Annotated in this window: 23 protein-coding genes and 1 tRNA gene; 13 read left to right on the top strand and 11 right to left on the bottom strand. The window is 62.8% G+C overall.

Annotated elements, in window-relative coordinates; all coding sequences use genetic code 11:
- Positions 1 to 92: 92 nt before the first annotated feature.
- From QTI45_RS12320 to QTI45_RS12280, 9 genes are all read left to right on the top strand, one after another.
- The gene (locus tag QTI45_RS12320) at positions 93 to 545 is read left to right on the top strand and encodes a hypothetical protein (RefSeq protein WP_286654555.1); all 453 of its coding nucleotides are present in this window, start codon (positions 93 to 95) and stop codon (positions 543 to 545) included.
- Between the two features lie 65 nt (positions 546 to 610).
- The gene (locus tag QTI45_RS12315) at positions 611 to 1,336 is read left to right on the top strand and encodes a helix-turn-helix domain-containing protein (RefSeq protein ID WP_286654554.1); all 726 of its coding nucleotides are present in this window, start codon (positions 611 to 613) and stop codon (positions 1,334 to 1,336) included.
- Between the two features lie 75 nt (positions 1,337 to 1,411).
- Positions 1,412 to 1,618: a helix-turn-helix transcriptional regulator gene (locus QTI45_RS12310; protein WP_286654553.1), complete on the top strand. Its 207-nt coding sequence runs from the start codon at positions 1,412 to 1,414 to the stop codon at positions 1,616 to 1,618.
- 1 nt (position 1,619) lies between these two features.
- Positions 1,620 to 2,465 carry a hypothetical protein gene (locus QTI45_RS12305; protein ID WP_286654552.1) on the top strand — a complete coding sequence of 282 codons (846 nt, stop codon included), beginning with the start codon at positions 1,620 to 1,622 and terminating at the stop codon, positions 2,463 to 2,465.
- Positions 2,462 to 3,013: a hypothetical protein gene (locus QTI45_RS12300; RefSeq protein WP_286654551.1), complete on the top strand. Its 552-nt coding sequence runs from the start codon at positions 2,462 to 2,464 to the stop codon at positions 3,011 to 3,013. The genes QTI45_RS12305 and QTI45_RS12300 overlap by 4 nt, the downstream gene beginning before the upstream one ends.
- A 78-nt stretch (positions 3,014 to 3,091) precedes the next feature.
- Positions 3,092 to 4,057 (top strand): hypothetical protein, encoded by a 966-nt coding sequence (locus QTI45_RS12295; protein WP_286654550.1) that lies wholly within the window; start codon positions 3,092 to 3,094, stop codon positions 4,055 to 4,057.
- Positions 4,050 to 4,661, top strand: coding sequence for a hypothetical protein (locus QTI45_RS12290; RefSeq protein WP_286654549.1), 612 nt, complete (start codon positions 4,050 to 4,052; stop codon positions 4,659 to 4,661). The genes QTI45_RS12295 and QTI45_RS12290 overlap by 8 nt, the downstream gene beginning before the upstream one ends.
- Positions 4,658 to 4,837, top strand: coding sequence for a hypothetical protein (locus QTI45_RS12285; protein WP_286654548.1), 180 nt, complete (start codon positions 4,658 to 4,660; stop codon positions 4,835 to 4,837). Before QTI45_RS12290 ends, QTI45_RS12285 begins: the two co-directional genes overlap by 4 nt.
- A complete protein-coding gene (locus QTI45_RS12280; RefSeq protein ID WP_286654547.1) occupies positions 4,838 to 7,123 on the top strand; it encodes a hypothetical protein in 2,286 nt (761 codons plus the stop codon). It begins immediately after the preceding gene.
- Positions 7,124 to 7,247: 124 nt separating this feature from the next.
- On the opposite strand, the gene QTI45_RS35535 is transcribed toward QTI45_RS12280, so the two are convergent.
- From QTI45_RS35535 to QTI45_RS12270, 3 genes are all read right to left on the bottom strand, one after another.
- A complete protein-coding gene (locus QTI45_RS35535; RefSeq protein WP_444813272.1) occupies positions 7,248 to 7,517 on the bottom strand; it encodes a DUF6953 family protein in 270 nt (89 codons plus the stop codon).
- On the bottom strand, positions 7,514 to 7,696 hold the full coding sequence (locus QTI45_RS12275; protein WP_286654546.1) for a YodC family protein: 183 nt from the start codon (positions 7,694 to 7,696) through the stop codon (positions 7,514 to 7,516). The genes QTI45_RS35535 and QTI45_RS12275 overlap by 4 nt, the downstream gene beginning before the upstream one ends.
- 579 nt (positions 7,697 to 8,275) lie before the next feature.
- Positions 8,276 to 8,497 (bottom strand): hypothetical protein, encoded by a 222-nt coding sequence (locus QTI45_RS12270; protein ID WP_286654545.1) that lies wholly within the window; start codon positions 8,495 to 8,497, stop codon positions 8,276 to 8,278.
- A 12-nt stretch (positions 8,498 to 8,509) separates the two neighbouring features.
- Here QTI45_RS12270 and QTI45_RS12265 point away from each other — a divergent pair, with 12 nt between their 5' ends.
- Positions 8,510 to 9,226, top strand: a complete 717-nt coding sequence (locus tag QTI45_RS12265) for a restriction endonuclease (protein WP_353621298.1) — start codon at positions 8,510 to 8,512, stop codon at positions 9,224 to 9,226.
- Positions 9,227 to 9,435: 209 nt separating this feature from the next.
- Here QTI45_RS12265 and QTI45_RS12260 read toward each other — a convergent pair whose 3' ends face one another.
- Together QTI45_RS12260 and QTI45_RS12255 are read right to left on the bottom strand one after the other, a co-directional pair.
- Positions 9,436 to 10,155: a hypothetical protein gene (locus tag QTI45_RS12260; protein ID WP_286654543.1), complete on the bottom strand. Its 720-nt coding sequence runs from the start codon at positions 10,153 to 10,155 to the stop codon at positions 9,436 to 9,438.
- A gap of 979 nt (positions 10,156 to 11,134) precedes the next feature.
- Entirely contained in the window at positions 11,135 to 14,182 is a 3,048-nt protein-coding gene (locus QTI45_RS12255) for a type ISP restriction/modification enzyme (protein ID WP_286654542.1), read from the bottom strand.
- Between the two features lie 1,204 nt (positions 14,183 to 15,386).
- Here QTI45_RS12255 and QTI45_RS12250 point away from each other — a divergent pair.
- Positions 15,387 to 16,067, top strand: coding sequence for a GIY-YIG nuclease family protein (locus tag QTI45_RS12250; RefSeq protein ID WP_286654541.1), 681 nt, complete (start codon positions 15,387 to 15,389; stop codon positions 16,065 to 16,067).
- A gap of 110 nt (positions 16,068 to 16,177) precedes the next feature.
- On the opposite strand, the gene QTI45_RS12245 is transcribed toward QTI45_RS12250, so the two are convergent.
- The 4 genes from QTI45_RS12245 to QTI45_RS12230 all read right to left on the bottom strand — a co-directional run bounded on the left by QTI45_RS12245 (position 16,178) and on the right by QTI45_RS12230 (position 18,370).
- Entirely contained in the window at positions 16,178 to 16,654 is a 477-nt protein-coding gene (locus QTI45_RS12245; protein WP_286654540.1) for a hypothetical protein, read from the bottom strand.
- Positions 16,651 to 16,971, bottom strand: coding sequence for an STAS-like domain-containing protein (locus tag QTI45_RS12240; protein ID WP_286654539.1), 321 nt, complete (start codon positions 16,969 to 16,971; stop codon positions 16,651 to 16,653). Before QTI45_RS12240 ends, QTI45_RS12245 begins: the two co-directional genes overlap by 4 nt.
- 3 nt (positions 16,972 to 16,974) lie before the next feature.
- The gene (locus QTI45_RS12235) at positions 16,975 to 18,033 is read right to left on the bottom strand and encodes a hypothetical protein (protein WP_286654538.1); all 1,059 of its coding nucleotides are present in this window, start codon (positions 18,031 to 18,033) and stop codon (positions 16,975 to 16,977) included.
- A gap of 261 nt (positions 18,034 to 18,294) precedes the next feature.
- Positions 18,295 to 18,370 (bottom strand) — tRNA-Ala (locus QTI45_RS12230).
- 98 nt (positions 18,371 to 18,468) lie between these two features.
- On the opposite strand from QTI45_RS12230, the gene QTI45_RS12225 reads away from it, so the two are divergent.
- Positions 18,469 to 19,335, top strand: coding sequence for an alpha/beta hydrolase (locus QTI45_RS12225; RefSeq protein WP_286654537.1), 867 nt, complete (start codon positions 18,469 to 18,471; stop codon positions 19,333 to 19,335).
- A 6-nt stretch (positions 19,336 to 19,341) separates the two neighbouring features.
- On the opposite strand, the gene QTI45_RS12220 is transcribed toward QTI45_RS12225, so the two are convergent.
- Positions 19,342 to 20,319, bottom strand: a complete 978-nt coding sequence (locus QTI45_RS12220; RefSeq protein WP_286368602.1) for a GMP reductase — start codon at positions 20,317 to 20,319, stop codon at positions 19,342 to 19,344.
- A gap of 205 nt (positions 20,320 to 20,524) precedes the next feature.
- Between QTI45_RS12220 and QTI45_RS12215 the strand changes: the two genes are divergently transcribed.
- Complete coding sequence (locus QTI45_RS12215; RefSeq protein WP_286654536.1) at positions 20,525 to 22,894, top strand: UvrD-helicase domain-containing protein; 2,370 nt, start codon at positions 20,525 to 20,527, stop codon at positions 22,892 to 22,894.
- A gap of 51 nt (positions 22,895 to 22,945) precedes the next feature.
- On the opposite strand, the gene QTI45_RS12210 is transcribed toward QTI45_RS12215, so the two are convergent.
- On the bottom strand, positions 22,946 to 23,740 hold the full coding sequence (locus QTI45_RS12210; protein ID WP_286654535.1) for a BPSS1780 family membrane protein: 795 nt from the start codon (positions 23,738 to 23,740) through the stop codon (positions 22,946 to 22,948).
- Between the last annotated feature and the right edge of the window lie 5 nt (positions 23,741 to 23,745).

Below are 23,745 nucleotides of genomic sequence, written 5' to 3'. Positions count from 1 at the left end.
TGGCCGCCCGCCTGCGCCAGCGTGCCGATGAGCTGGATTCTGCCGAGCGCCAGGAACGCGCGAAGGCCGCCGCTCTGAGCAGCGTCATGTCGATGGCCTACGCCAACTTCCTCGCTGGCCGCCACCGCGCGAGCTGCGAGCTTGGCTTTCGCGCTGCCGTGCAACACCACAAGGACTCGATCGGCTTCAAAGGCCGCTTCGCGAAGGGCAGCGACGAGTGGAACGCGATGCTGGCCGCGACCGATCCGGTGTACCGCCGCCTGGAAATCGCGCGCCACCTGGAGAAGCACACCAAGGGCCTGTTGACGAAGGCGTGGCGCGATGCCGACTTGAATGCCGACGAGTCGGACTTCTGGGGCATGTCTGCTCGCATGCAGGTCGATGCCTCGGAGTTCCTGCGCGCCTACCGCGAAAAGAACGACCTCATCGCCGCTGATGCTCGCGACGTGGGCCTCGCAGACGAAGAAGTGCTGAGCATGCGCCGCGCCGAGGCCAATGCGCAGGCCGCATCCGAACTGATGGCCGACATCGGGATCACCTCGTGAGCACCTCCAATCTCCGCCGCGCGGCAAATGTCCCGCCGCACCGCCCCAATCAAGTGAGGATCGCCATGACCATCGCCGCCATCACGAATACCGCACGTCCTGCACACGACCAAGGGGTCAATTCGATCAACACCAGTGTGTCGGCAGCGAACGATGGCGGCGCTGGCGCTCGCGTCCGGAGCGACGCGGAATCGACTCGCGACAAAGAAAACGATCGTCTGCGCCGCATCATCGGTCCGCGCCTTGTCCTGGCGCGGGAGCAATCCGGGCTGCATCAAGGGGAGGCCGCGCGTCTGCTCGGCCTCGGCAACCCCACGCAGCTTGCCTTGTGGGAGAACTCGCGCCGCCTCGTGCCGATGGTCGAACTGATCCGCGTCGCCGACCTCTACAGCGTCTCGGTGGGGTATCTGCTCGGCACCACCAATGAGGTCGAGCGTGATCCGGCCCGTGCGCTGCGTGCCGCGACCGTACGCGGGCTGCGCGGAATGCTGGATGGCCTCGCGGTCGGGTTGGTCGATGCGATTGGTGCACACGCCGCTGCCGTCGGGCCGGATGTTGTGTCTGCACGCGCGATCGTCGCGGCCGGCCAAGCGCTGATCGACGCGCTCGGCGTGGCGATGCGCGCACCCGAGTTCGACGACATCCGTGGTGGCGCATCCGTGATTCGTGCCGTGTTGGAGTTCGAGTCCCGTCTGGACGAAGTGCGAAGCGCGATCAAGAAGTTCGATCTTCTGGACCTCGATCTGCGCGAGCGCATCGCTGATGCCGTCGCGGCCAATGACGGGGGATGAATCGGGAAAAACGGCCGTTCTCGCGCAGCCTTCCGCAGTGACCATCGATCACATATTCACTTCCGCAGCCTAAAAATGGACCAATCCATCGAACCCCTGCTTGACGACGAACAAGTCGCCAGCACGTTGAAGGTCTCTGTCGAGACGCTGGCGGCATGGCGCCACACCGGCCGCGTCCAACTGCCCTACGTCCGCATCGGCGGGCGCATCGTCCGCTACAAAAAGTCGGATGTGCTGGCCCTCATTGATGCCGGGCACCAGTCCGCAGCAGAGGGCGTTTGAAATGCAGCTTGCCGTCACCGCCCTGATCGACGCCGCGCGCAGCCGCTTCGCCCCGGAGGCACCCGCCGGCCCCGTGGCGCCCGCCGCCGGTCCCGTCCAACCCCAACCATTCGCATCCCTGGAGAGCCCCTTGACGACGTACGCACTCTTTGTCCGCAGCCCGCTGTCGGTCGCAACGAACCCGGTCCTCGCCGATCTGATCGATGTGATCTTCCGTGATGCGTCGGTGCAGCGCGCGGCCGGTGCCTGCGCCGCCAAGCGTCTGCGCCTGATCGAACTCGCCGGCTTTAAGTCGGAAATCTCGGCGGCTATCCGTTGTGTTGTCGCGAATGCCGAAGACCTCAACATGGGCAGCATCTCGCCGGCCGCTGTTGTCGAAGTGCTGCGCCAGCGCGCGGAAGATATCGACGACGCCATTGAAGACTGTCGCGAAGATCACGCGGCGCACCAGGCCGCGAGCCGCGCGCTCATGGCCCGTCACGGACCGCTGCGGGCGGCCGTCGGCAAGCATCTCACGCAGTTGACCGCCGAGCGTGATCACCTTTCGCGCGAGAACGATGCGGCCGCTATCGCGGCGTCGATCGGAGTGCCCGGCGCGTCGCGCTACGCCGTCCTGCGCAGCGCGGGTCTCTCCGATGAGCAGATTGCGGCGACGGAACCTACCGCCGTGAATCCCGAGATCATGGCGGACCGCCGCCGCGCCCGCATCGCCGCGATCGCTCCGCAGATCGAGAAGCTCAAGGCTTTCGGGGAGGCACCGAACTTCGATGCCGCTCCGATCATCGGCATCGATCCCGCCCTGGACGACCTGATCGCCGCACGCGCCAGCCAGAAGGCCGCAGCGTGAAGAAGTCTGCCGCGAAAACGTCGGCCGAGATCGGCCAGGGTGAGCCTGCAAAAGCCGATCAATCCGCTGCTTCCACGTGTGAGGACCGGGCCGCGCGTTTCCGAGATCACTGGGGCGATGAATTCTTCCGCGCCTACTTCGGGCGGGGCGCCAAGGTCTACGACCGAAAGACCCGCCGACTGGTGCCGCTCGACACCTACATCCCCACCGACGAGCCTAGCGAGGTTCGCATCGACGGGTTGATCACGGAAAAAAAGTGCCGTTGCTGCGGCAGCAGGTTGTCGCTGGATTGCTTTTCTCCGAGCCGCACCGGACGCGGTGGCGTGAAGGCGCGCTGCCGCGAATGCTGCGCCGAGGCCGCACAGGAATATGCGAGGACTCCGAAGGGCAAGGCTGCGCGTGCCGCCGCCGTGCAAAAGTACGAAGCGCAGGAACGCGCCCGTCAAGAAACCATCGCGGCGCGTGCGCGCCTCGACCAAATCCTGTTCGGCCGCAAGCTGGCCGAAATGTTCGCCGCCGGCCCGGCGGAGGATGTTAAGAATGACTAAGTTTCTGTCGATTCCTCGCGCCACCGGCTATCAGGCACGCGCGCAGTGCAAGTTCCTCAACGACTTCGGGGTGACGAAGTGAAGGCCCCGCGTATCGGAAACGCGCAGTCGGCACTGAATCGCATTCGGCAGGTTGAACTCGACAGTCGGCGGCAGGCAAGCACGATCCTGCAACCCGGCGAGGTTGCGGGCGGATTGAGCCCGGCGCGCATGCTGACGACCACGCTCGGCGGTGCGGGCGTGCGGGCCATCACGCCCGCTGACCTTGCCCAGTTCAAGAAGGCCGTCGCCGCCCTGGGAGACAAGGCGCAGCAGGGCCTGACTGCGAAGGAAGCCCTGGGCCTGTCGCGGACCATCGACATCGAGCGCGCGAAGACTGAAATTCGCTACTCGATGCCTGCCCGCCTCCAAGCCGGTAAGGTGCATCTCGTCACCGACAGCGGCCCGCGCTCGAAGGTGACTCGTCACCACGTGAATATCGAGTTCTCGGCGTATTCGGCGGCGCTCGCGCGGCCCGGGACGCCGGCTGATTCGGCGAAGTGGCTGTGCAAGGAAAGCACCCTGCGGTTCGAGTGCGATTGCCAGCACTTCCGATACTTCCTGCGCTTCGTCGCGACGGCGGGGGGCTGGGTGACTGGCCGGTCTGAGCACGGCATGCCGAAATTGACGAATCCCACGTTGGACGGCGCCTGCTGCAAGCACTTGGCGCGCGTCATGACGGACGTTCAATCGAGTGTCGGCTTCCGGCAGCACGTCGCCAAGATGATCGAAGCGGATCGCGCCCGCATCGATCGTCCGGGCAGGGCCAAGCCTCGGGCCTTCATCGTGCGGCAGTCGGACGCGGAGGCCATGCTGCCGAAGAACGCACGTCGCATCGTGGTGCCGGCGACGGCGCGCGGCGCATCGTTGCCTAAGCCTGCGTCCGCCTCTGACATCCGGCGTGCCGTGGCCGCATATGCCGGTCGAAGCGATCCCAACTCGGTGGCGATCGCTCGCGCTCTTCAGGCTCTTCTCGCCGCGCAGCAAGGGGGTGCCCGTGCTTGACCTTCTTCTGCAGGCCGCCCGGCTGCGCACGCTGGTCGCCATCGGCCGCGCTCGGTCCAAGGCGCGTGTCGCCATCACTTCCAACCTTCACTTCAATCTGGAGACTCCTTCCATGTCCTATGTCGAACCCGAACCCGACGGCCAAGCTCGCACCCTTGCCGCCGAACTGCTGGAGCGCGTCGCGCTCGATGCCCACGGCGCTTTGTTCAACGACGACGATCCGGCAACGTGGGCAGATGCGGATGCTGCCGTTCCCGAAATCGTCTCGCTCGGCCCGGTGCGCTTCCGCATCGTCGATTCGGACGCTGTTGACCTGGCCGTTGCTGCCGGCGCGATCGAGCCCGGCGACAAGACGCTGTGCCTGCGCGTCCAGTTCGACGCGTCCAACGACGCGCCTGCACCCGCTCTTGGTCAAGTCGTCACTGTGACGACCGACGAGCCCGGCGTCACGCTCGCGTTCGGCATCTGGCTGACGCATGCCGATCTGCATGCCGCCGAAGCACCGGATTTTGGCTCCGATGCCATGCGCGACTCCACGTTCGATGTGCTGGAACCCAACCAAGCGCTGCTCGTGCATGTCCTCGATAACACGGAGGTGCAATGACCATCGCCAACCGCATTGCCGCCGCGCAGGCGCTGCTCGCGCGCTCGCGCAAATCCCTTGAACACCACCATGCCGGTCGCCGCACGGTCCAGCTTGACTCGCCCGGCATCGCGCCTTTGAAGCCCGCGCCCGCTCGCATCGGCTCGGCGTCCGCCCAAACCGCACGGAGGTCTTAAATGGCACTGAAACACGACATGAGCGGCTTTCTGGTCGGCGAGATCATCAAGACGAACGATCAGCTCCTGACCGTCCAGCAAGATGGCGTGCGGCTGCTGTCGAACATCCGCACGGAGGTGTCCTCCATCGCGCGGGCGATCAGTGTGCAGATGAAGATGCAGGAGCGCTCCACGGTCAGCGGACAGGGCGGCCATCGCGTGCATCGCATCACGCCCGCCGTGTCGCCGGCCGGCCGCGCCGGATCGCGCATGGTCGGCAGCAATCAGACTGTCGGCCCGGCGTCGCGCGGGGGAGCGCCGGGCGCGCGGCGCGTATCGGCATCGGTTGCCGTACCGACCGGGCGCGACGATCGCGGGCGCTTCGTTGCCGGCCAGAGCAAGGGCGCGGCTGGCGGCGCTGCTCTCGGGTCGGTGGGCGGCGGACTCGCGCGCCTGTCCGAAGGTATCGGCAAACTGTCGGCGTCGCTCGCCGCGACCAACAACCTCGACCCGACCACCAACGCTTTGAAGGAGGTGACCGACGTGGTGACGCCGCTCGGTCGCGGAATGTCCTCGATGTTCGGCCGCAGCGCCGAGCGCAAGAAAGAGCGCTGGAACATGCGCTTCTGGACGGCGCTCAAGGCAAAGCCGAGGGTTGAAGTCGTCGGCGGCGGCCGTACCGGCGTCGGGATCGTTGGCGGGATCGGCCAGGGTCTCGGTGCTGGCCTCGGCGGCATGCTCGGCGCTGGTGCTGGCGCGGCTGCCGGCGGGGTTGCTGGCCTGCTCGGCAAGGGAGGGCGGCTGCTCATGCGTGTTCCTATGCTGGGCGCACTGCTGGCCGGCGGCAGCGCGCTCGCATCGGTCTTTGGCGACGGCGATCGTGCGTCGAAGTTTCGCGGCGTCGGCGAGGCCGGCGGCATGCTGGCCGGTGGGTTGGCTGGCGCCAAGGGCGGTGCTCTGGTCGGTTCGCTGCTCGGCCCGATCGGCACGGCCGTCGGCATCGTCATTGGCGGCGTCGGCGGTGCGATCTTCGGCGAGAAGTTCGGCGCTAAGGTCGGCGAGTGGACCCAATCGCTGATCGACTCCGACATCGGCGGCAAGGCGGTCGCGGCATGGGATGTCACTACGGCCGGCATCGGCGCCGCATGGGACTCGCTTGTCGCAGACGCGAAGACGACGTGGGGCGAACTTTCGACGACGGTGGGCGAGTGGTGGGGGGCCGCCAAGTCTGCCGCGCAGACGGTCGGCGACAAGTTGGGGTCGATCGTTGACGGCGCTGACGAGTGGCTCAAGTCCAAGGGCATCAACGTCGGTGAGATCGCCGGCAACGCATGGAAAGATGCGAAGGCGATGGCGGGCGAGGCGGCAAGTCGCGCCTACGACGTGCTGGTCCCGAACACGGTCAAGCGCGCGATCAACGCGGGAAGCGCAGCGGCGACGCAGGCGAAGGCGGGCTACGACGAAGCGCGCGGCTCCGAAACGATGGCGCCGGCCCCGTCGAACTCGCTAGAGCATGGTGCGCGCGCGGCGGGCGGCGGCCTGGGCAATATGATCGCCAAACACGAAGGCGGCTACGGCTCGTTCAATCGTGGCAATGCGGGCGACTCGGGTGGCGCGACCATGGATTTCTCGTCGATGACCGTCTCGCAGATCATGGCCGCGCAGTCGCTGAAAAAGGGCGACGCGAATCGCCTGTTCGCCGTCGGCAAATACCAAGTCATTCCCTCGACGATGCAGGGCGCCGCAAAGGCGATGGGCCTGACAGGCGATGAGAAGTTCACGCCCGAGTTGCAGGAGCGCATCTTCGCCGAGTACCTCACGGCTAAGAAGCGCCCGCAAATTGCGGGTTATATCAAGGGCGAGCACGACAATCTTGCAAGCGCGCAGTTGGCTGGCGCGCAGGAATGGGCATCCATCGCGGACCCGAAGTCGGGGAAGAGCTACTACGCCGGAAGTGGCAACAACCGCGCAGGCATGTCGGCAGATACGTTCGGGTCGGGCCTGACCGATGCGAGGGGCCGCTATAAGACCCTGATTGCGCAGGGCGTGGCGCCGGACACGGCGTATGCGAGCGCACTGCGCGGTGGCGTGGCCGTCGCGGGCCTGCCGACGATGAAGTCCATTGATATTCCGCCGTCGGTTCCGGCTCAACTGCCCGAGCAGGCCAAGAACGAAGTGCCTGAGAAGCTCAACTCGGGGGCGGCGGCCAGCGGCAAGGTTCAAGTCTCGCTGAAAGACAGGACTTCGCAGAACATTGGCGATCGGGGAATCGCGCACATCGTCAGCGGCGGAATCGGCGGCGCTTGACAGGGGGCGCGCGGCGTCAGACCACTCTCGCGCGCAACGTGATGCCCATGCTCGCCGGACCGAGTCAAGGCCCATCAGCGCAGCGGCGGTCGCGACGAAAAAGGGCCCCGGAGGCCCCTTTTCTTCATCCGCGTTGTTCGCGTCCAGGCTCGTCTGTCGAGCACCGCCATCGCCAGTAGCGATCTGGCTTCACCCACACAACCTTTTCGTTATCCATCTTCCGGAACGCTGCCAGCACACCCGTGGCAAGCACGATGTTGCCGTCGTCATTGACCCGATAGAGATGCTCATTGCTTGTCGGGTACAGCGCTTTGCCAACCGACTCGTCTTGGTACACACACCCCTGATCTTGGAGGCGCGAGTACATCCACTGAGCGAGGTCTTCAGGTGTCACGGCTTATTTTTGACCAGCACCAATTGATCCTCGTAGAACTCGCCCTGTTCGAGTTTCTTTCCGGCAAACCACTGCGCGTAGTAGCGGCGGCCGGCTTCGCTCGGCTGGGCCTTGATCGTCATTTCTGGACCATCAGATGCGAGCTTGACCACATCGCCCACTTCGAATTTGAATGCCATCTCTCTTCCTTCCTCGTTCCTAGAATTGTGAAGCGCCAAGTATGGGGCCTAGTACCCACCATTCAAGAGCGGGATCAAACTGCGCCAAGCTCACAGGTGCCGCGGCCTCGAAGATCAGGCCCGACGGCGGTCTACAAATGAGGGCCAAAATGGGCGCGAGGCGCGACTGCTGGCGCCGGAGACACGCCGATGTGGCGCAAGGCCAGTTTGCGGCCGGCGATGGTCGTCGCTGCATCCATGATCGCCCGCCTCGTCCTAGGCGACGAACAACACCTTGAGATTGATGCTGTTGCTCGCGCGCCGTGCCTCTTCCGGCCACGCCTTGGTTTCGTCCTAGAGTGACGGACGTAAAGTTTGGCTAAGTCTCAGGCGTATCGCGCCTTGAACATTGGGCCAATTTTTGACGATGGCGGTCGTTGGTGAAGTGCTGCCGGCGAGCTGGTCGCTGGCCTAAGAGCATCGGGCAGCGCCAGCCGATGATTTGCTGTGAAATCAGTCGCTGCCTCGCAGCACCGCCGATGCGCCCGACAGTCGTCAATTCGGCGGGCCGGCATCGGGTAGGCGACGAAGTTCCCCTGTTCAAACGCCGAAGAGCTTCGACAAGATGAAAAACACCGCCGCGCCGGCACCGGCCGCCGCGCCGATCGCGACTGGCGGATACCACCAACGCTCAGCGGGCGTCTCGCGGATCTCTGCGTTGCGCTTCGCTTGGTCGTGAGCCAGTTTGACCGTCTCGGCCATCAGCTTGCCGATCTCCTCGCGGATTTGGTTGTCAGGGAAGGCCTCGATCGTGGTGCTCATGGCTGCATTCTGATGTTTTTTGGGGTCTGGTTGGCAACGGCTACATTTGCCGAAGGAGAAGAATCCAGAATGCCTTGGCCGAGAAGAAATCCGCAAGCTGTAACGCCACCCAGCCCGACCGTCGCACGAACCGCTCGGCAGGTTGAGTCAGAACCTTTCGCGCCGCGCGCGACCTCATGGACGCCTGAAGTTTTCGATCACATCGAGTGGCGGCGCTTTGAGGCCCTCTGCGAAGCCTTGTATGGGCAGGCGGGGGTACGCACTGAATCACAGTCGCATGGCGCGGATGGAGGCGTGGACATCTGGCTGTACCTGCGGAACGCGGGCAAGCCGATGATCGTTCAATGCAAGCACTGGTCGCGGAAAGTCGCAGTGGACGACGTTCGGGCATTCTTCGGCGTGCTGAAGTCGCATGACTTGGAGCGCGGCATCTTTGCCACAAGCGCCACATTCACCGCCGATGCGGCCGCCTTCGCCAGCGCTCACGGGATTAGCGCGCAGAACCGCGCAGGGCTGTTGGGCCTTATCGAGGGCCGAACGCCGAAGCAACAGGCGCTGTTGCTGGATACGGCCTACGAGGGTGAGTACTGGCGGCCGACTTGCGCAAGCTGCGGCGTGAAAATGGTTGTGCGTGAGCCAAAAGACGGCGGGGCCATGTTCTGGGGGTGCGTCAACTTCGGCAAGCTGCGTTGTAGGTCGAGGATTCAGTTGCGCGCCGCAGAAAAATAGAGGGATCATTTCAGTCGCCGCACTCGTGGTGACTTCGCGGGTATCGAGCGCGGCCGACTGTTCGGCTACGCTGGACTGCCGCATCTGTCCGTGGCCCCGAACGCGAGCGCCCCGCCGGTTGACGCTCGCCCGATCGCTAATTCCAGCGCTCTGCGAGGCGGCTCGAACGACGATGAAAGTGGGTTGTTCCAGATCGTGGTAACACGCAATTAACTCTCGTGCGCAGAGGTCTCTTCTGGAGCGCGTGGGAGATTTTTAACTAGTCCGCGCACCTGTTGCAATAGTTCGGCATGCTTTCCGCTATCCGGCAATCTCTTTAGGATAAATTCGATTATATTTGACGCCAGCTTCGGGGTGTTTTCGCCGGAAAATCGCTTTTCAATGATCTGGATGAGATTTTTTGCACCGGATTCAATAATGTAGTCACTCCCAGCTCGTGCCCCGGCCTCAATCGATTGCGCCTGGGCCATGAGCATGACAATTGCGTTGTCCTTGATTTCCCATATTTTTACTTCGTTGTCTCTAACGGTGGCCTCTAGCGAGTGCAACATCGTGACGCTATTTTTGACCTGCGCTTGCGTCGCCTTCACGTTTTCGTTCAGTTGCTTGATTTCAGACGCTGATTTTTCGGAAAGAGACGTTACTACGGCTCGGTCGGCCGATAGTTCTTGGCGTAGCCCCAAGAAGTCTTGGCTTACCCGGTCAAGAAGCGCATCCGTGCGATTGTTAAAGGTCTCAGTCGCCGCTACTTGCGTTTCGGCCAACTTCTGATTTAGATCGAGTGCAAGCCGATTGGCTTTCGCGTCGAATTCAAAGGTGAGCAGGGCACGATCGCTGGCGCGAGTCCTCCAGGCTGAAAAAAAGTTAACCGTCAGAAGAAGGCCGCCGGTTGTCACAATGGCCGCTAAGGTTGCATACACTGTGTCCAAAAGTGAGGAGTGGTATTCTCGGATAACTTTTAATTGCTCTTTAAGAATTAGGTTCTACTCTCGCAGCAGCGATAATTCGCTTGATAGGTTTTGCGGCGTGGATGCGGCGGCGGGCGCCGGTTGCGCAGATGACATCGATGGTTGTGCAGAAAGCAACTGTGTTGCAAACAACAAAGCACAGATAAAAATCATCTTCATTTATTGATTTTCCGATTCTTAGATTTGTGGAACGGTCGACGGATCAGATCGCTCGCCAGCCGGGGCGAAGGCTGGGATGAGCGGGCCGAGCTTGGTACCCGCGCGCATGCGATCGACCAAGGCGGCCAGCGCGGCCGACTAGCCTTACCAGAACTTCCACCACGGCCGTCGCTGCTCGCGCATCGCCAACGGCCTTGTGTCGAGGTTGTCGAGGAGCACGGCCGCTGCGCCAAAGCGGCTCGGGCGCGCGTCATTGAAAGCCCTGGCAGTGCTGGGTGGTCCGAATGTCGTTTGCGAGTCCGCGCGACGCTGCTGGTCGGCATCGTATGGGTCAGAGGGGTGTAGGCCGGCGAAGTCAGTCATGCTCTCCATTCTGGCGTTGTTCGGTCTTTCCCCCGCTGGGGGAGCGAACCTCCGAGACATCCTCAAATCGGAGGAGGTGTCGCGGCCGGCGGCGGCGCAAGAAAGCCCGCTCGGGCGGGCTGGGGGGGAATCGGTCCCATGACTGTCACTCTTCAGCAGCCCTCCGCCGCGCATCGTCAATCGCACATTAGGCCAGCACGCGAGCGGCGACTTCCTGCACGGCCTCGCCGAAGACCTCGGCGGCCCTCTCCAGAAGCGAGAACATCGGCGTGACCTCGGCATAGCGCGTGAACATCTGCGCACATGGCGTGCCTCATATTCAGCGTCGGCCTTAATGCCCGCTCGAACGTCGTATGCCTCGATTCGGTCGAGCGGCCGTCGGTAGTTCAGGGATCATGTCAGGTCGCCGGCCGCTTCCTCATCGCGTGCCGTTTTGCATCTCACTCAGGACTCGTACAGTCTGGACGCTTACCGTCGTGACCTTCGCCAGCAACTCGATCACTTGCTCCTTGTGATCCTCGAATCGGTAGGTGTTGAACTTCTCCCGAATCGTTGGGTCCTTGACCTTCTTTTCTTTGTACTGGTCGAGCACCCAGTCGATCGCGGAGCGGGCGCCGAGCATGTAGGTCCAAGCTTCGGCCGGCACGCCCGTGAGTGCAGTCTCGCTGTCGATGACGATGCGTCCGGTGCCTTTGTCCGCCTTCAGGATGCATTTGGGCGATTGGCCGGAAGCGCGCACCTTTTTATCAGGCACATCGCTGCGCACGAGGGCGAACGGCTCCGCCTGTTCGTACCCGATATGCAGCGTCATTAACGCGTTGCCCCACGCAGACCATTGCCAGAAGTCGGCTTCGCTGCCGCCGTATAGCGGGATTCGCGGAAACTCGCGCTTGAGGTTCTGCGCATATTTTGCGCGGTACACCGAATCGTGCAACACCGCGTAGACGTAGTGGAAGATCGCCTCTTTGGTGATTGGCTGAAGCTTTTTGCCTCGGCCGGGCTGGTAGTGCTTCTTGAACGCCGCCAGAGACCAGTCGGTAATGTTGTCAACTGTGCCACCGTCGAAGCCGTGCAAACTTCTTGGAATGGTGATCGCATCGCCCGTGACGTGGTAGTCGGCTACCCCACTGATCGCAAGCACATGTGGCTCTTTTGCTAGCGGTGGTCCCGGAAGGTAGAGCGCTGCGACATCATCCGTGAGATTTGGCCCAAAGAACTCGAAGTGATTGCGGGTCAATCTATCGCTGAGCGGTTTGTCGCTGTAGTACCACTGTTTTACGAATGGCCGCCAAGTCGACCGGACCAGTTTCTCTCGACGAACCTCCAATCGCTCGGACTGCTTTTTGAGAGAACTGCTCCATTTAATCGAATAGTCGAGCGCCGCGCTGTCTTTGAGCCCTCTTTTGCGCTGAGCGTTGAAGCGGTCGACGAGGAACTCTGCGCGCTCGATGACTGTATCGTCATTGAAGCCGTAGACCCATTCGTCGCGGTTCGTCTTCACTGCACTGGCGAATCGCGAGAAGATTGCCTTGCCGCGATCTGACACCACCGGCATATGTTCATCGAAGTCATTGCTTGTAAGGTTCAGCCAGTTCTGTTTCGCGTCCGGCCGCACCTCCTCCATCGCCAGCCGACTCAACGCCGCGCTGCCCAGCCATGACAGTTTTTCTTCCGCCGTCTCAAGCTCCGGCCGCCGCGTGTAGAACACGCGCCCGCCCTTGCTGCCTTTGCGTTTGACCAGAAAGCTGATGGCCACGCCGGTCTGGATGCCGAACACGTTGTGTTTTGTGCCGCTCAACTTCGGGTTTGCGCGCACGTCGCCGCCGAGATCGACCACGTACAACTCAGCGAACTCCTGCGCCACCACCTTGCGAAAGCCGTCGAAGGTGCGGCTCTCGATGAAGCTGCGATTCGTCACGAACGCCAGGACTCCGTTCGCATCGAGTCGGTCGCTGGCCCAGCGAAAAAATCGCGCGTACATGTCGTACAGCTTGGTCTTCTGCGCCGTGCTCTCGTGAATATAGGTTTGCTTGATGCGTGCATCGACCTCGGGGTATTCGCGGTTCTTGTTGTTGTCGTTCTCGTTCGCCTGATTCGCGTTGTACGGCGGGTTGCCGATGATCACGCTGATCTTGCGACTGTTCTGGCGCTTGATGCGGGCCACGTTTTCTTCGCTCACGCTGCCGAACAGGTCGGCCGTGACGCCGTGCGCTTGGGTATGCAGGCCCACGTTGTCGAGCGTGTCAACAAAACACAGGTTTTGAAACTCGGCGTACTCGCCAGTGATGGCGGCGTACGTAGCCTCGATGTTCAGGTTGGCCACGTAGTACGGCAGTATTGCAACCTCATTGGCGTGCAATTCGTCCTTGTACTTGTGCGCCAGCTTCTTGGGCTGGCCGCTAAAGTATTCGAGAAGCTCGCTGATGAAGGTGCCCGTGCCCGTCGCCGGATCTAGGATCTCCACGTCTTTGTCGATCAAGTTGCGGCCGAAGTGCTTTTCGCATAGCCAGTCGGCGCCCTCGATCATGAAGCGCACGATCTCGTTGGGCGTGTAGACCACGCCCAACCGATCGGCGGCCTTGGCGTTGTAGACCTTGTAGAAGTTCTCGTAGATGACCTTCAGAAAGGTCTGCTTCTCGTGGTGGTTGCCGATTTGCGCGGCGGCTGCTCGAATCGCGGCGTAGTAAGCCTCTAGTCCCTTCAGGGTGTTCTTCTTCAAGCTCCCCGTGAAGAAGGTCCCTTCGAGCTTGTAGAGTTCCTTGGCGACGTTGTTGTCACGGTGAAACTCGCTGTCGAACACCTTCGAGAAAATCTCTTCAGTCAGGATGTGCTGGATGAGCATTTCCCGAACATCAGCGGCGGACAGGCTTGGGTTGATCGCCTCCTGTGCATGTTTGAGAAACACTTTCGATGCCTTCGCGAAGGCAGTATTGGCCCTGTGCTCCCGCTCGATCATCGTGCGCAGCGCTTCTAACACCGCCGGCAGGTCGGCTTTGAACTGCGCGACGGCATGCCGAAAGTTCGCGATCTCAGAGCGCTCGTAGCTGAAGAAGAGTTTCAGCAGCTTTTCAAGTTCCTCCGGATCGGCTACGCCGCAGCGCATCACCTGCTTGCGGTTCTGGATCAGCACCGCCTGAGTGCTGTCCTCAAAGATGATGTTGTCTTGCGGGTAGCCTCGCTTGAACTTCTTGACTATCTCTTCGTCGATGTCGTCGGCATCGTCTTTCGCTTCCCAGTAGCCAAACGGCACGCGAAGCTCATGCAGCAGCGCGCCGTCCACGTAACGCTTGTCTTTGGTCAGCGATTCGAGTTTGTACTGGGGGATGAACACAAGGTCGTGCTGGCGGCCCCAACCTTTAAGTAAGTCTTTGAACGCCTCGCTCACGATCCCTTCGCGTTTTTCGCCTGATACCTTTTTGAGCCGGGTCAGGTCGGCGAGGTACTGATTGATCAGAACTTGGCTCATGCGGCGGGGTGCTCTTTCAGCATTTTTGTTTCAGAGGTTTGGGCACGATCATGCCATCCCGCAGGGCGTAAAAAAGGCCCGCTCATGGCTCTGTAGGGAAGTCAGGCGTCGTAGGCCTCATCGACGGCCACCGACGAGTCGTCTTTCGTGCCGGGCGCGTTGTAGTGACGTTCTTCGATCGGTAGCTGGACCCTCGCCGTTTCCTTTGCGGTGCCGCGATCGGGAACGTGCGCGCCCTCGATACCGCGCCGAAGCAGGCGGGGGCGGTCAACACCGCCTCCCTACGAAGTGCGGGGTGCGCCGCGTGACGGGCGCGAGGTTTCCTACACATCGGCGAGTACCGCGTAGGTCATGGGCTCGGCGGGGCCCGGGCCGTCGCCGCTATTGCGCGCCAGACCCAGTAGTCGGGAGGTCGCCACGCCGCCGACGACGGACAGGACAGCGTACTGATCTGCGAATGGAGTTCGCAGGTCGTGAACGGCGGAAAAGCATACGTTCAGACGGCGAATGCGGCCCGTTCAAACGCCGAAAAGCCTCGTCAGGATGACGCACACAGCCGCACCCGTACCGGTCGCAACTCCGATCGCGACGGGCGGATACCGCCATCGCTCAAGCAAGGCCGCCGACCGCGAGAGCACGGGCTGCATCTGCGATGCCGATCGTCAGGAAGGCCAGCAGCAGCGGCTGCCTAGAGAGGTAGCGCACGACGGCGCCGAAGAAATGGTTCACTGCGATGCTCCGGTTACGTTGAAACTCGTCGGAGCGCAGTCCAAAAGAGAAAGCCTTCAAGGGTGGGCCGGTCGCAGTACTACGTCGATTGACGCAGCAGGCCCGAAGACCCCGACCCACTCTTGAAGGCACTCCCCGCCGGACTGCGATCCGACTTGCCGCGAGTCTCGATCCATGCGCAGCGAGGGGGACGGCCCGTTTTCCAGAGGAAAGCCGGGTTGGACGGGCTGGAGGGCGATGCCGGCATCGGTCGACAATTTGGTTGTCCATTTGGCGTTGACCGCTTGGTCTACCGCGTCAGGACCGCAGAGAATCGGCATGCTTCTGAGCGACTGGACCCGCGCGGATTGCCGTTGTACCCGGGCTGAACTGGAGCCGTCGGAGGAGCTCGTCCACGCCCGGATACGATGTCCGTCCTGGCGATCCAAGCGGCGCCCGGCGGCATTTGCGAATGTTCTCTTTCAGCAGGAACCTAATGGACTTTGTTTTTGAACCCACGAGATCGTTCTGCTACAAGTTTGGTCGCTACACGGTTATCCCGGAAGTAGAGGCGATGCCGGAGGTCAGCAACGGCGTCGAATTCAGGCTGAAAGATTTGGCGCAGCTTGTTATCGATAAATACCTCACCGAAGACCAACAGCAACTCAGGATCAAGAAGGCTCACTCCGATCGGACTGACCCCATCCACTCGATAGTTAAATTCTTCGTGGCGTTTTTGGTCATGGAGCAGGAGCTATTCGTTCCGTTCGGAAAAGGCATTTTTCGAGCAAAGACCGCCGCCGATATCACGGACGACGAGATTGAGGAAGCTGCCTTGGAAGAAGGCGATGATGAGGCAGCCGAGTTTGAAGGCTGGATATACGCGTTCAGCTTCCCGGTCTTGGTGCGACAGGACGAGCCGTTTCCCATCAAGGTGGGGAAGACATTAAATGACGTGGCCGGTCGCGTTGCGCAGCAGTGCAAAGGGGCCGCGTCATTCGACAATCCGGTCATTCTCGGGCGCTGGCAGGTCAACAGAGTGGGTCACACGGAGCTTGCCGTGCACAACGTCCTGAAGGCGCGCGGGAAGTGGCGCGAAAACGTCCCAGGGATAGAGTGGTTCGATACAACGCCAGCCGAAGTCGAGGCGATCTTGGGCTTCGTCACTTCAGGCTGAATTGGGGGCTGTCCAGGGTACGGCTGCCGCGCTCACGGATTTTTATTAGTGTCGGCCGCGCTGCTGCGCGATAAGAAAAACCAATCGGCTGTTTGAGTGACCGCCGGGAATTAGACGGCTGGAAATTGCAAATGTTTCAATTGCAGCAAGCCTCGTTTTGCCCGTAAGAACGCGTCTGCAATTCTTTGAAACTGTTCGGCGGTCTCCGGCAATGGGCCAAGCTGCTCATCTTCAAAGTGCTCGCCTGTAATGGCTCTGCGTAACGCCGAAATTTCAGCGCGACAACGGGCCAAAATGGCATCATCCTTGCAGATATCGCTTAACCCAGCCGCATGCATGGCCGCATCTTGTAGCGACATTTTTAGGCGGACTTCAATTGTGGCATTGCGATCGGTTAGATGGTATGCACGAGCGTCAGAGTGGATATCGTTCAATTGGTAGGCGATGTGGTCTGCCGAGTCAGCAACCATTTCACGTCGGGCCTTGTCGCGATCTCTCGCGGCCGAAAGTCGATGAATAACCCACCAGCCAAATCCAACTACTGCAGCTTGTCCTAGCCAAGCGAAGAACTCGCCGCCTGCGCTCATCCCAGCTTGCGCCCAGCTTCTTCAATGTATTCGACTACCTCTTCACAAATAGAGGGATCGGCCGACTTAAACTTCAGATGTTCTTTGACAAACGAAGAAGGAACTTTCAGTGCGCGCACCACGCCGCCGAATGCTTCCTCCAAAAACGATGAGCCGTAGCCGACAGTGCCGTCAAAATCAACCAAAACTGACTCTCCGTTCCGAAGCGGCCCTTCTAGAAAACGCTCGCGGAACGCTTCACCGCTCGTTTCGCCGTTTTGCTTATATCTGCCGGCGGGGTAGCGAGTGAAATCCTTCGCGACGCTAACCGTAATCATTTTCTAATCCCCTTTCAGTGGCAACTTCCACCACACAATGGTGCCGCGAATGTCGATTCCAAGATCGCCTTGAAATTCGTCCACCTGCTCGCCGCCGCGAAACACATACCGCATCCATCCGGTATTGCTGAAAATTATCAGCTCGCCTGCGCCATGTTTCTGGACGACAGAAAGAGCATCGCGTGAACCCTTGCCGCGCTCTGTCTTCTTTGTTCCCGTGCGCCCGTACTCCATCGCCGCACGGATCGCGATGGCATCTCGGTTTCCGCCCGCAAACCTTGCAACGACTTCAGCGAGGAACTGCTCTGGCACCGTCTGTGCGATCGTAGCGCGATACCCGCAGCCGAGGTCGCATACCGCCATCGTAAATGTGCCTTGCCTAAGTTGTGTGAACATCCACCAGCGCGTATCTGGAAGCCCAGTGAAGCCGTCGGCTCTCGGGAGCTTGTAAGCGTGTTCCACGGAGTTGGCGACCGCTTCGCTCACGCCTCTCCAAGCACCGCTGAGTTCGAGCTGCTGCGCGTGTGCAGCGTTAACCCGTTCCGCCACGACCTCAAGCATCGCAAGCTTCTCGCCCGACTGGTCAACCCCCTTGGTTGCCTTCCAATAGACTACGTCTTCGCGTTCTGGCACTACGTCGCACTTGTCGCCTGTGATTTCGTGGAGGCCAATCTGCTTGAGAACCTCACGAGGTCTACGCGCACGCGGGTCGATGATGGTCACCGGCTTGGGCAACTCGGACATGGTGGCAATTCGATCAATTTCCGCATAGAGCATGATCGTGCCTGCGGGGTAGAACGTTTCTGTCAGTCGAAAGTCGAGCCTCACGGGCATTTTGTTGACCAGGACAGTCGTTGCCAGGGCTCGGAGGAACTTCACGACTTCGCGGCCCGACCCCTTAGTAACGTCAACGCGAGTTGGCGCTTTGATCAGCTCGCCGGGTGCGACGTATCGGTTCGCTTGAGGTACGCGTCGCCTACCCGCCCGGAGAAAGCGCTCCCGCGCCCGATATGCCGCGAGGCGAATTTGTCGCTCTTTCAGAGCGATCGTTGGCTTCTTCAAACGCTTCTCCCCCGCAGCACTTGTTTGCCGGCCCCTTGATGACGCCAGCGCTTTTGTAGGAGTCGATGGTAACGGGGCGGTACGCGAAGCGGACGACAAGGGTGACCGTTCGGGATTGCATGTGCGCGCCCGTGGACAGTAGATCGGGCGAGATCGATCCTGCGGTTGGCCGATCTAACGGCCAAGCATTTTTCGAAAGTGGGGTTCTATGTGGGGTGATTGGGCCAAATCGCTCGGCAGCCCGCATGAATGCTGGAAAGTTGGTGGAGAGGATGAGGATCGAACTCACGACCTCCGCATTGCGAACGCGGCGCTCTCCCAGCTGAGCTACCCCCCCAACACAAGGCGAATTCTAACCAGAACCGCCTGCCGTTTGCACGCCCCCGCGGCCGTCATGCCAAGATGCGCGCCTTGCCAAACCTGGAGCATGAAAAGATGGCCTCGTACGATCCCGCCTGGCTGGACCGCATGTACAACAACCGCGCGCTGGTGCCGGACCATCCGGCCTACCTCGAGCGCTGGGCGGTGGATTCCGCCGCGACCCGCGACGCGCTGCCCTGCCAGCTCGACCTGCGCTACGGCGACGGGCCGGCCGAGACGCTCGACGTGTTCCCGGCGCCGGTGCCGGATGCGCCCGTGCTGGTGTTCATCCACGGCGGCTACTGGCGCTCGCTCGACAAGAGCCAGCACTCCTTCATCGCCCGCGCCTTCAACGACCGCGGCGTCTGCGTCGTGATGCCGAACTACGCGCTGTGCCCGGGCACGCCCGAGCAGCCGGTCGGCATCGAGGACATCGCGCTGCAGATGGTGCGCGCGCTGGCATGGACCTGGCGCCACGTGGCGGCGCATGGCGGCGACCCCGCCCGGATCATGGTCTCGGGGCATTCGGCCGGTGGTCACCTGGCGGCGATGCTGCTGGGCTGCGACTGGCCGGCCGTGGCGCCGGACCTCCCGGCGCAGCTGGTGCGCAATGCGCTGTCGATCTCGGGCGTGCACGACCTGCGGCCCTTGCAGCACGCGCCCTTCATCGCCGATGCGATTCGCCTGAGCGGCGAATCGGCGCGACGCCTGAGCCCGGCGCTGTGGCCGGCGCCGGCGCGCGGCCGGCTCTGGGCGGTCGCCGGCGCCGACGAAAGCGAGGAGTTCAGGCGCCAGAACGCGCTGATCCGGGATGCCTGGGGTGCGCGCACCGTGCCGGTGTGCGAACTGATGCCGGGGCGCCACCATTTCAGCATCGTCGACGCGCTGGCCGATCCGGCGCATCGGCTGCACCGGCTGGCGGCGCAGCTGCTGGAGGCTTGAGCCGCCCTACATCAGGAGGTGCTCGCCTGCGTTGTCGCCGCCCAGCGTGACGTAGTTGACCTTGCGGATGTCCATCAGCTTGCGGCCGCCGGCGTAGCTGATCGAGCTCTGGATGTCCTGCTCCATCTCGACCAGCGTATCGGCGAGCTTGCCCTTGATCGGCTCGAGGATGCGCTTGCCCTCGACGTGCTTGTACTCGCCCTTGTTGAAGTCGCTGGCCGAGCCGTAGTATTCCTTGAAGAGGGCGCCGTCGACCTCCACCGTCTGGCCGGGAGATTCCTCGTGGCCCGCGAACAGCGAGCCGATCATCACCATCGAGGCGCCGAAGCGGATGCTCTTGGCGATGTCGCCGTGGTCGCGGATGCCGCCGTCGGCAATGATCGGCTTGGTCGCCACGCGCGCACACCACTTGAGCGCCGACAGCTGCCAGCCGCCGGTGCCGAAGCCGGTCTTGAGCTTGGTGATGCAGACCTTGCCCGGGCCGATGCCGACCTTGGTCGCATCCGCGCCCCAGTTCTCGAGGTCGATCACGGCCTCCGGCGTGCCGACGTTGCCGGCGATCACGAAGGCCTTCGGCAGCTTCTTCTTGAGATAGGCGATCATGTTCTTCACGCTGTCGGCATGGCCGTGCGCGATGTCGATCGTGATGTATTCGGGCGCGAGGCCGGCGGCGACCATCTGGTCGACGGTGTCGTAGTCGGGCTTCTTGACGCCCAGCGAGATCGAGGCGAAGACGCCCTTGGCGTGCATGTCCCTGACGAACTTGAGGTTGTCCAGGTCGAAGCGGTGCATCACGTAGAAGTAGCCGTTCTCGGCCAGCCAGGTGCAGATGGTCTCGTCGACCACCGTCTTCATGTTCGCGGGCACCGTCGGGATGCGGAAGCTGCGCCCGCCCAGCGTGACGCTGGCGTCGCATTCCGAGCGGCTTTCCACCACGCATTTGCGGGGCAGCAAGAGGATGTTGTCGTAGTCGAAAATCTGCATACCAAGCTCCTTTGTGTCAGGGGAATGAGCGCTTGGTCCGGCCGGCCTTCGAGCTGTTCGCGCTGCGCGAGGCAGCGAAAAAACGGGCACAAAAAACCGGGCGCAAGAAACTTGGGCCCGGTGACTGATTTTACACGCCCGGCCGGAAGAAGGGGTTCGCGCACTTCGTATAACCCCCATACGCAGTGCTTTCTACAATCGACGGATGTTCACCGACCTCGCGGCCGCCGCAGATTCGCCGCTGCTTCACAACCTCAACCCGGAGCAGCGTGCCGCCGTCACGCTCCCGGCCGGCAATGCCCTGATCCTGGCCGGCGCCGGTTCCGGCAAGACGCGGGTGCTGACCACCCGCATCGCCTGGCTGCTGCAGACCGGCCAGGTGTCGCCGGGCGGCATCCTGGCCGTCACCTTCACCAACAAGGCCGCAAAGGAAATGATGACCCGGCTGGGCGCGATGCTGCCGGTCAATGTGCGCGGCATGTGGATCGGCACCTTCCACGGCCTGTGCAACCGTTTCCTGCGCGCCCACTGGAAGCTCGCCAACCTGCCGTCGACCTTCCAGATCCTCGACACCCAGGACCAGCTCTCGGCCATCAAGCGGCTGATGAAGCAGTTCAACGTCGACGACGAACGCTTTCCGGCCAAGCAGACCCAGTGGTTCATCGCCGGCGCCAAGGAAGACGGCCTGCGCCCGCGCGACGTCGAGGCCCGCAGCGACGACGACCGCAAGAAGGTCGAGCTCTACCAGCTCTACGAAGAACAGTGCCAGCGCGAGGGCGTGGTCGATTTCGGCGAGCTGATGCTGCGCAGCTACGAACTGCTGCGCGACAACGACCCGGTGCGCGAGCACTACCAGCGGCGCTTCCGCCACATCCTGATCGACGAGTTCCAGGACACCAACCGGCTGCAGTACGCCTGGATCAAGATGCTCTCGGGCACGACGGCCGAGGGCCGCTTCACGCCGAACGACAACAGCGTGATCGCGGTCGGCGACGACGACCAGAGCATCTATGCCTTCCGCGGCGCCCGCGTGGGCAACATGGCCGACTTCGTGCGCGAGTTCGACGTCTCGCACCAGATCAAGCTCGAGCAGAACTACCGCAGCTACAGCAACATCCTCGATTCGGCCAATGCGCTGATCAGCCACAACACCAAGCGGCTGGGCAAGAACCTGCGCACCGACCAGGGCCCCGGCGAGCCGGTGCGGGTCTATGAGGCGACCAGCGATTTCGCCGAGGCGCAATGGATGGTCGAGGAGATGCGCCAGCTGGTGCGCGACGGCATCGACCGCAAGGAAATGGCCGTGCTCTACCGCAGCAATGCGCAGAGCCGGGTGATCGAGACGGCGCTCTTCAATGCCGCTGTGCCGTACCGCGTGTATGGCGGGCTGCGCTTCTTCGAGCGGGCCGAAATCAAGCACGCGCTGGCCTACCTGCGGCTGCTGGAGAACAAGGACGACGACACCAGCTTCCTGCGGATCGTCAATTTCCCGCCGCGCGGCATCGGCGCCCGCAGCATCGAGCAGCTGCAGGACGCGGCCCGCGCCGCCGGCCGCTCGATGCACGACGCGGTGAGCGCCGTGGGGGGCAAGGCCGGCAGCAACCTGACCGCCTTCGTGGCAAAGATCGACGTGCTGCGCGAGCAGACGCAGGGCCTGTCCCTGCGCGAGATCATCGAGCTGGTGCTCGACCACAGCGGCCTGATCGAGCATTACAAGGCCGACCGCGAAGGCGCCGACCGGATCGAGAATCTGGAAGAACTGGTGAATGCGGCCGAGAGCTTCGTCACCCAGGAGGGCTTCGGCCGCGACGCGGTGGCGCTGCCGGTCGACGAGCTGCGCCAGTCGCCGGCCAGCCAGGGGCTGGACCCGAACCGGCCGGTGCTCGACGAGCCGCTGGCGCCCGACGCCGAGACCGGCGAGACCCTGAGCCCGCTGGCCGCCTTCCTGACCCATGCGGCGCTGGAATCGGGCGACAACCAGGCCCAGGCCGGCCAGGATGCGGTGCAGCTCATGACCGTGCACGCGGCCAAGGGCCTCGAGTTCGACTGCGTTTTCATCACCGGCATGGAAGAGGGCCTGTTCCCGCACGAGAACTCGATGAGCGACAACGAGAGCCTCGAGGAAGAGCGGCGGCTCATGTATGTGGCCATCACGCGCGCACGCCAGCGCCTCTACATGAGCCATTCGCAGACCCGGATGCTGCACGGCCAGACCCGCTACAACCTCAAGAGCCGCTTCTTCGACGAACTGCCCGAAGGCGCGCTCAAGTGGCTGACGCCCAAGAACCAGGGCTTCACGCCTTCGGCCTTCGGCTATGGCGGCGGCTATGCCACGACGCGCGGCGGCGCCGGCGGCTTCAGCAAGGATTCGTTCGCCAGCCCGCCGGTCCCGCCGCAGAAGGCCGCGCCTTCGCACGGGCTGCGCTCCGGCATGCAGGTGTTCCACAACAAGTTCGGCGAAGGCACGGTGACGGCGCTCGAAGGCAGCGGCGACGATGCCCGCGCCCAGGTCAATTTCCCGCGCCACGGCGTCAAGTGGCTGGCGCTCTCGGTCGCCAAACTCACCCCGGTCTGACCCCGCCGTCCCCGCCACGGCCGGCGCAGCCCGGCCCGGGCGCGAGCCCGGCTACTCCTGGAACGAGTCGCGGAACGTGAACCAGGTGCTGGTGAAGAACATCGCGGCCATGATCAGCGCGCCGCCGATCATGAGGGCACCGCCGATCGCAGCGGCGCCGTCGCCGGCGCCCATCGCGCCGACCGCCACCAGCAGGCTGGCGAGCAGGCTCAGGACGATGCCGGCGCCGATGAAGACGCCGACCCAGGCCAGGCCGAAGACCGTGAGTGCGCCGAAGTTCTTGAAGCAGGCCACGAAACTGAAGAACAGGCTCTTGGCCGGCGGCACGCGGTGCCAGTGGACCAGCGCCGGCGCATGCCAGAAGGCCAGCGACAGCGGCAGGTAGAGGCCCATTGCGATCCACAGCGCGACCTGGAACTCGGTCGATTCGGCCAGTTCCCGCGTGAGCGGGCCGCCGAGCAGGTAGACGCGGGCGAACTGGCCGCCATCGGCCAGCGCCGAGATCGCCATCACGCCCAGGAACAAGGCCGCGTAGAGCGCGCCCAGCACCGCCATCGGCCGGATGTCGGCGCGAACCGCGTTCAGCGCCGCCAGGAACACGGTGCCCGCGGGTGGTTTCTCGGGGCCGGAGGCCTGCTGCGCGGCCGCCATGAGGCCCAGCGTCATGGTCGGCAGCAGCATCAGCGCGATGGCGGCACCGACCAGCGGCAGTTGCGAGGCGATGGACACCATCGCCATGAAGAAGAAGAACAGCGAAATGAAGGCCAGCGGCTGCTTCGCGAAGGCCTTGAGTCCGGCGCGGACCCAGAGCACGCCGGTACGGGCCGGCACGAGGTTGAGTTTCATCGGGT

The sequence above is a fragment of the Variovorax saccharolyticus genome, assembly GCF_030316765.1.
Taxonomy (GTDB): Bacteria; Pseudomonadota; Gammaproteobacteria; order Burkholderiales; family Burkholderiaceae_C; genus Variovorax; species Variovorax saccharolyticus.
This window is presented reverse-complemented; position numbering and strand designations above follow the sequence as displayed.

Coding starts and splice junctions, on each gene's coding strand:
- QTI45_RS12320 (WP_286654555.1), top strand. CDS start 93: ATGGCCTACGCCAACTTCCTCGCTGGCCGCCACCGCGCGAGCTGCGAG.
- QTI45_RS12315 (WP_286654554.1), top strand. CDS start 611: ATGACCATCGCCGCCATCACGAATACCGCACGTCCTGCACACGACCAA.
- QTI45_RS12310 (WP_286654553.1), top strand. CDS start 1,412: ATGGACCAATCCATCGAACCCCTGCTTGACGACGAACAAGTCGCCAGC.
- QTI45_RS12305 (WP_286654552.1), top strand. CDS start 1,620: ATGCAGCTTGCCGTCACCGCCCTGATCGACGCCGCGCGCAGCCGCTTC.
- QTI45_RS12285 (WP_286654548.1), top strand. CDS start 4,658: ATGACCATCGCCAACCGCATTGCCGCCGCGCAGGCGCTGCTCGCGCGC.
- QTI45_RS12280 (WP_286654547.1), top strand. CDS start 4,838: ATGGCACTGAAACACGACATGAGCGGCTTTCTGGTCGGCGAGATCATC.
- QTI45_RS12275 (WP_286654546.1), bottom strand. CDS start 7,696: ATGGCATTCAAATTCGAAGTGGGCGATGTGGTCAAGCTCGCATCTGAT.
- QTI45_RS12270 (WP_286654545.1), bottom strand. CDS start 8,497: ATGAGCACCACGATCGAGGCCTTCCCTGACAACCAAATCCGCGAGGAG.
- QTI45_RS12265 (WP_353621298.1), top strand. CDS start 8,510: ATGTTTTTTGGGGTCTGGTTGGCAACGGCTACATTTGCCGAAGGAGAA.
- QTI45_RS12255 (WP_286654542.1), bottom strand. CDS start 14,182: ATGAGCCAAGTTCTGATCAATCAGTACCTCGCCGACCTGACCCGGCTC.
- QTI45_RS12250 (WP_286654541.1), top strand. CDS start 15,387: ATGGACTTTGTTTTTGAACCCACGAGATCGTTCTGCTACAAGTTTGGT.
- QTI45_RS12245 (WP_286654540.1), bottom strand. CDS start 16,654: ATGAGCGCAGGCGGCGAGTTCTTCGCTTGGCTAGGACAAGCTGCAGTA.
- QTI45_RS12240 (WP_286654539.1), bottom strand. CDS start 16,971: ATGATTACGGTTAGCGTCGCGAAGGATTTCACTCGCTACCCCGCCGGC.
- QTI45_RS12225 (WP_286654537.1), top strand. CDS start 18,469: ATGGCCTCGTACGATCCCGCCTGGCTGGACCGCATGTACAACAACCGC.
- QTI45_RS12220 (WP_286368602.1), bottom strand. CDS start 20,319: ATGCAGATTTTCGACTACGACAACATCCTCTTGCTGCCCCGCAAATGC.
- QTI45_RS12215 (WP_286654536.1), top strand. CDS start 20,525: ATGTTCACCGACCTCGCGGCCGCCGCAGATTCGCCGCTGCTTCACAAC.
- QTI45_RS12210 (WP_286654535.1), bottom strand. CDS start 23,740: ATGAAACTCAACCTCGTGCCGGCCCGTACCGGCGTGCTCTGGGTCCGC.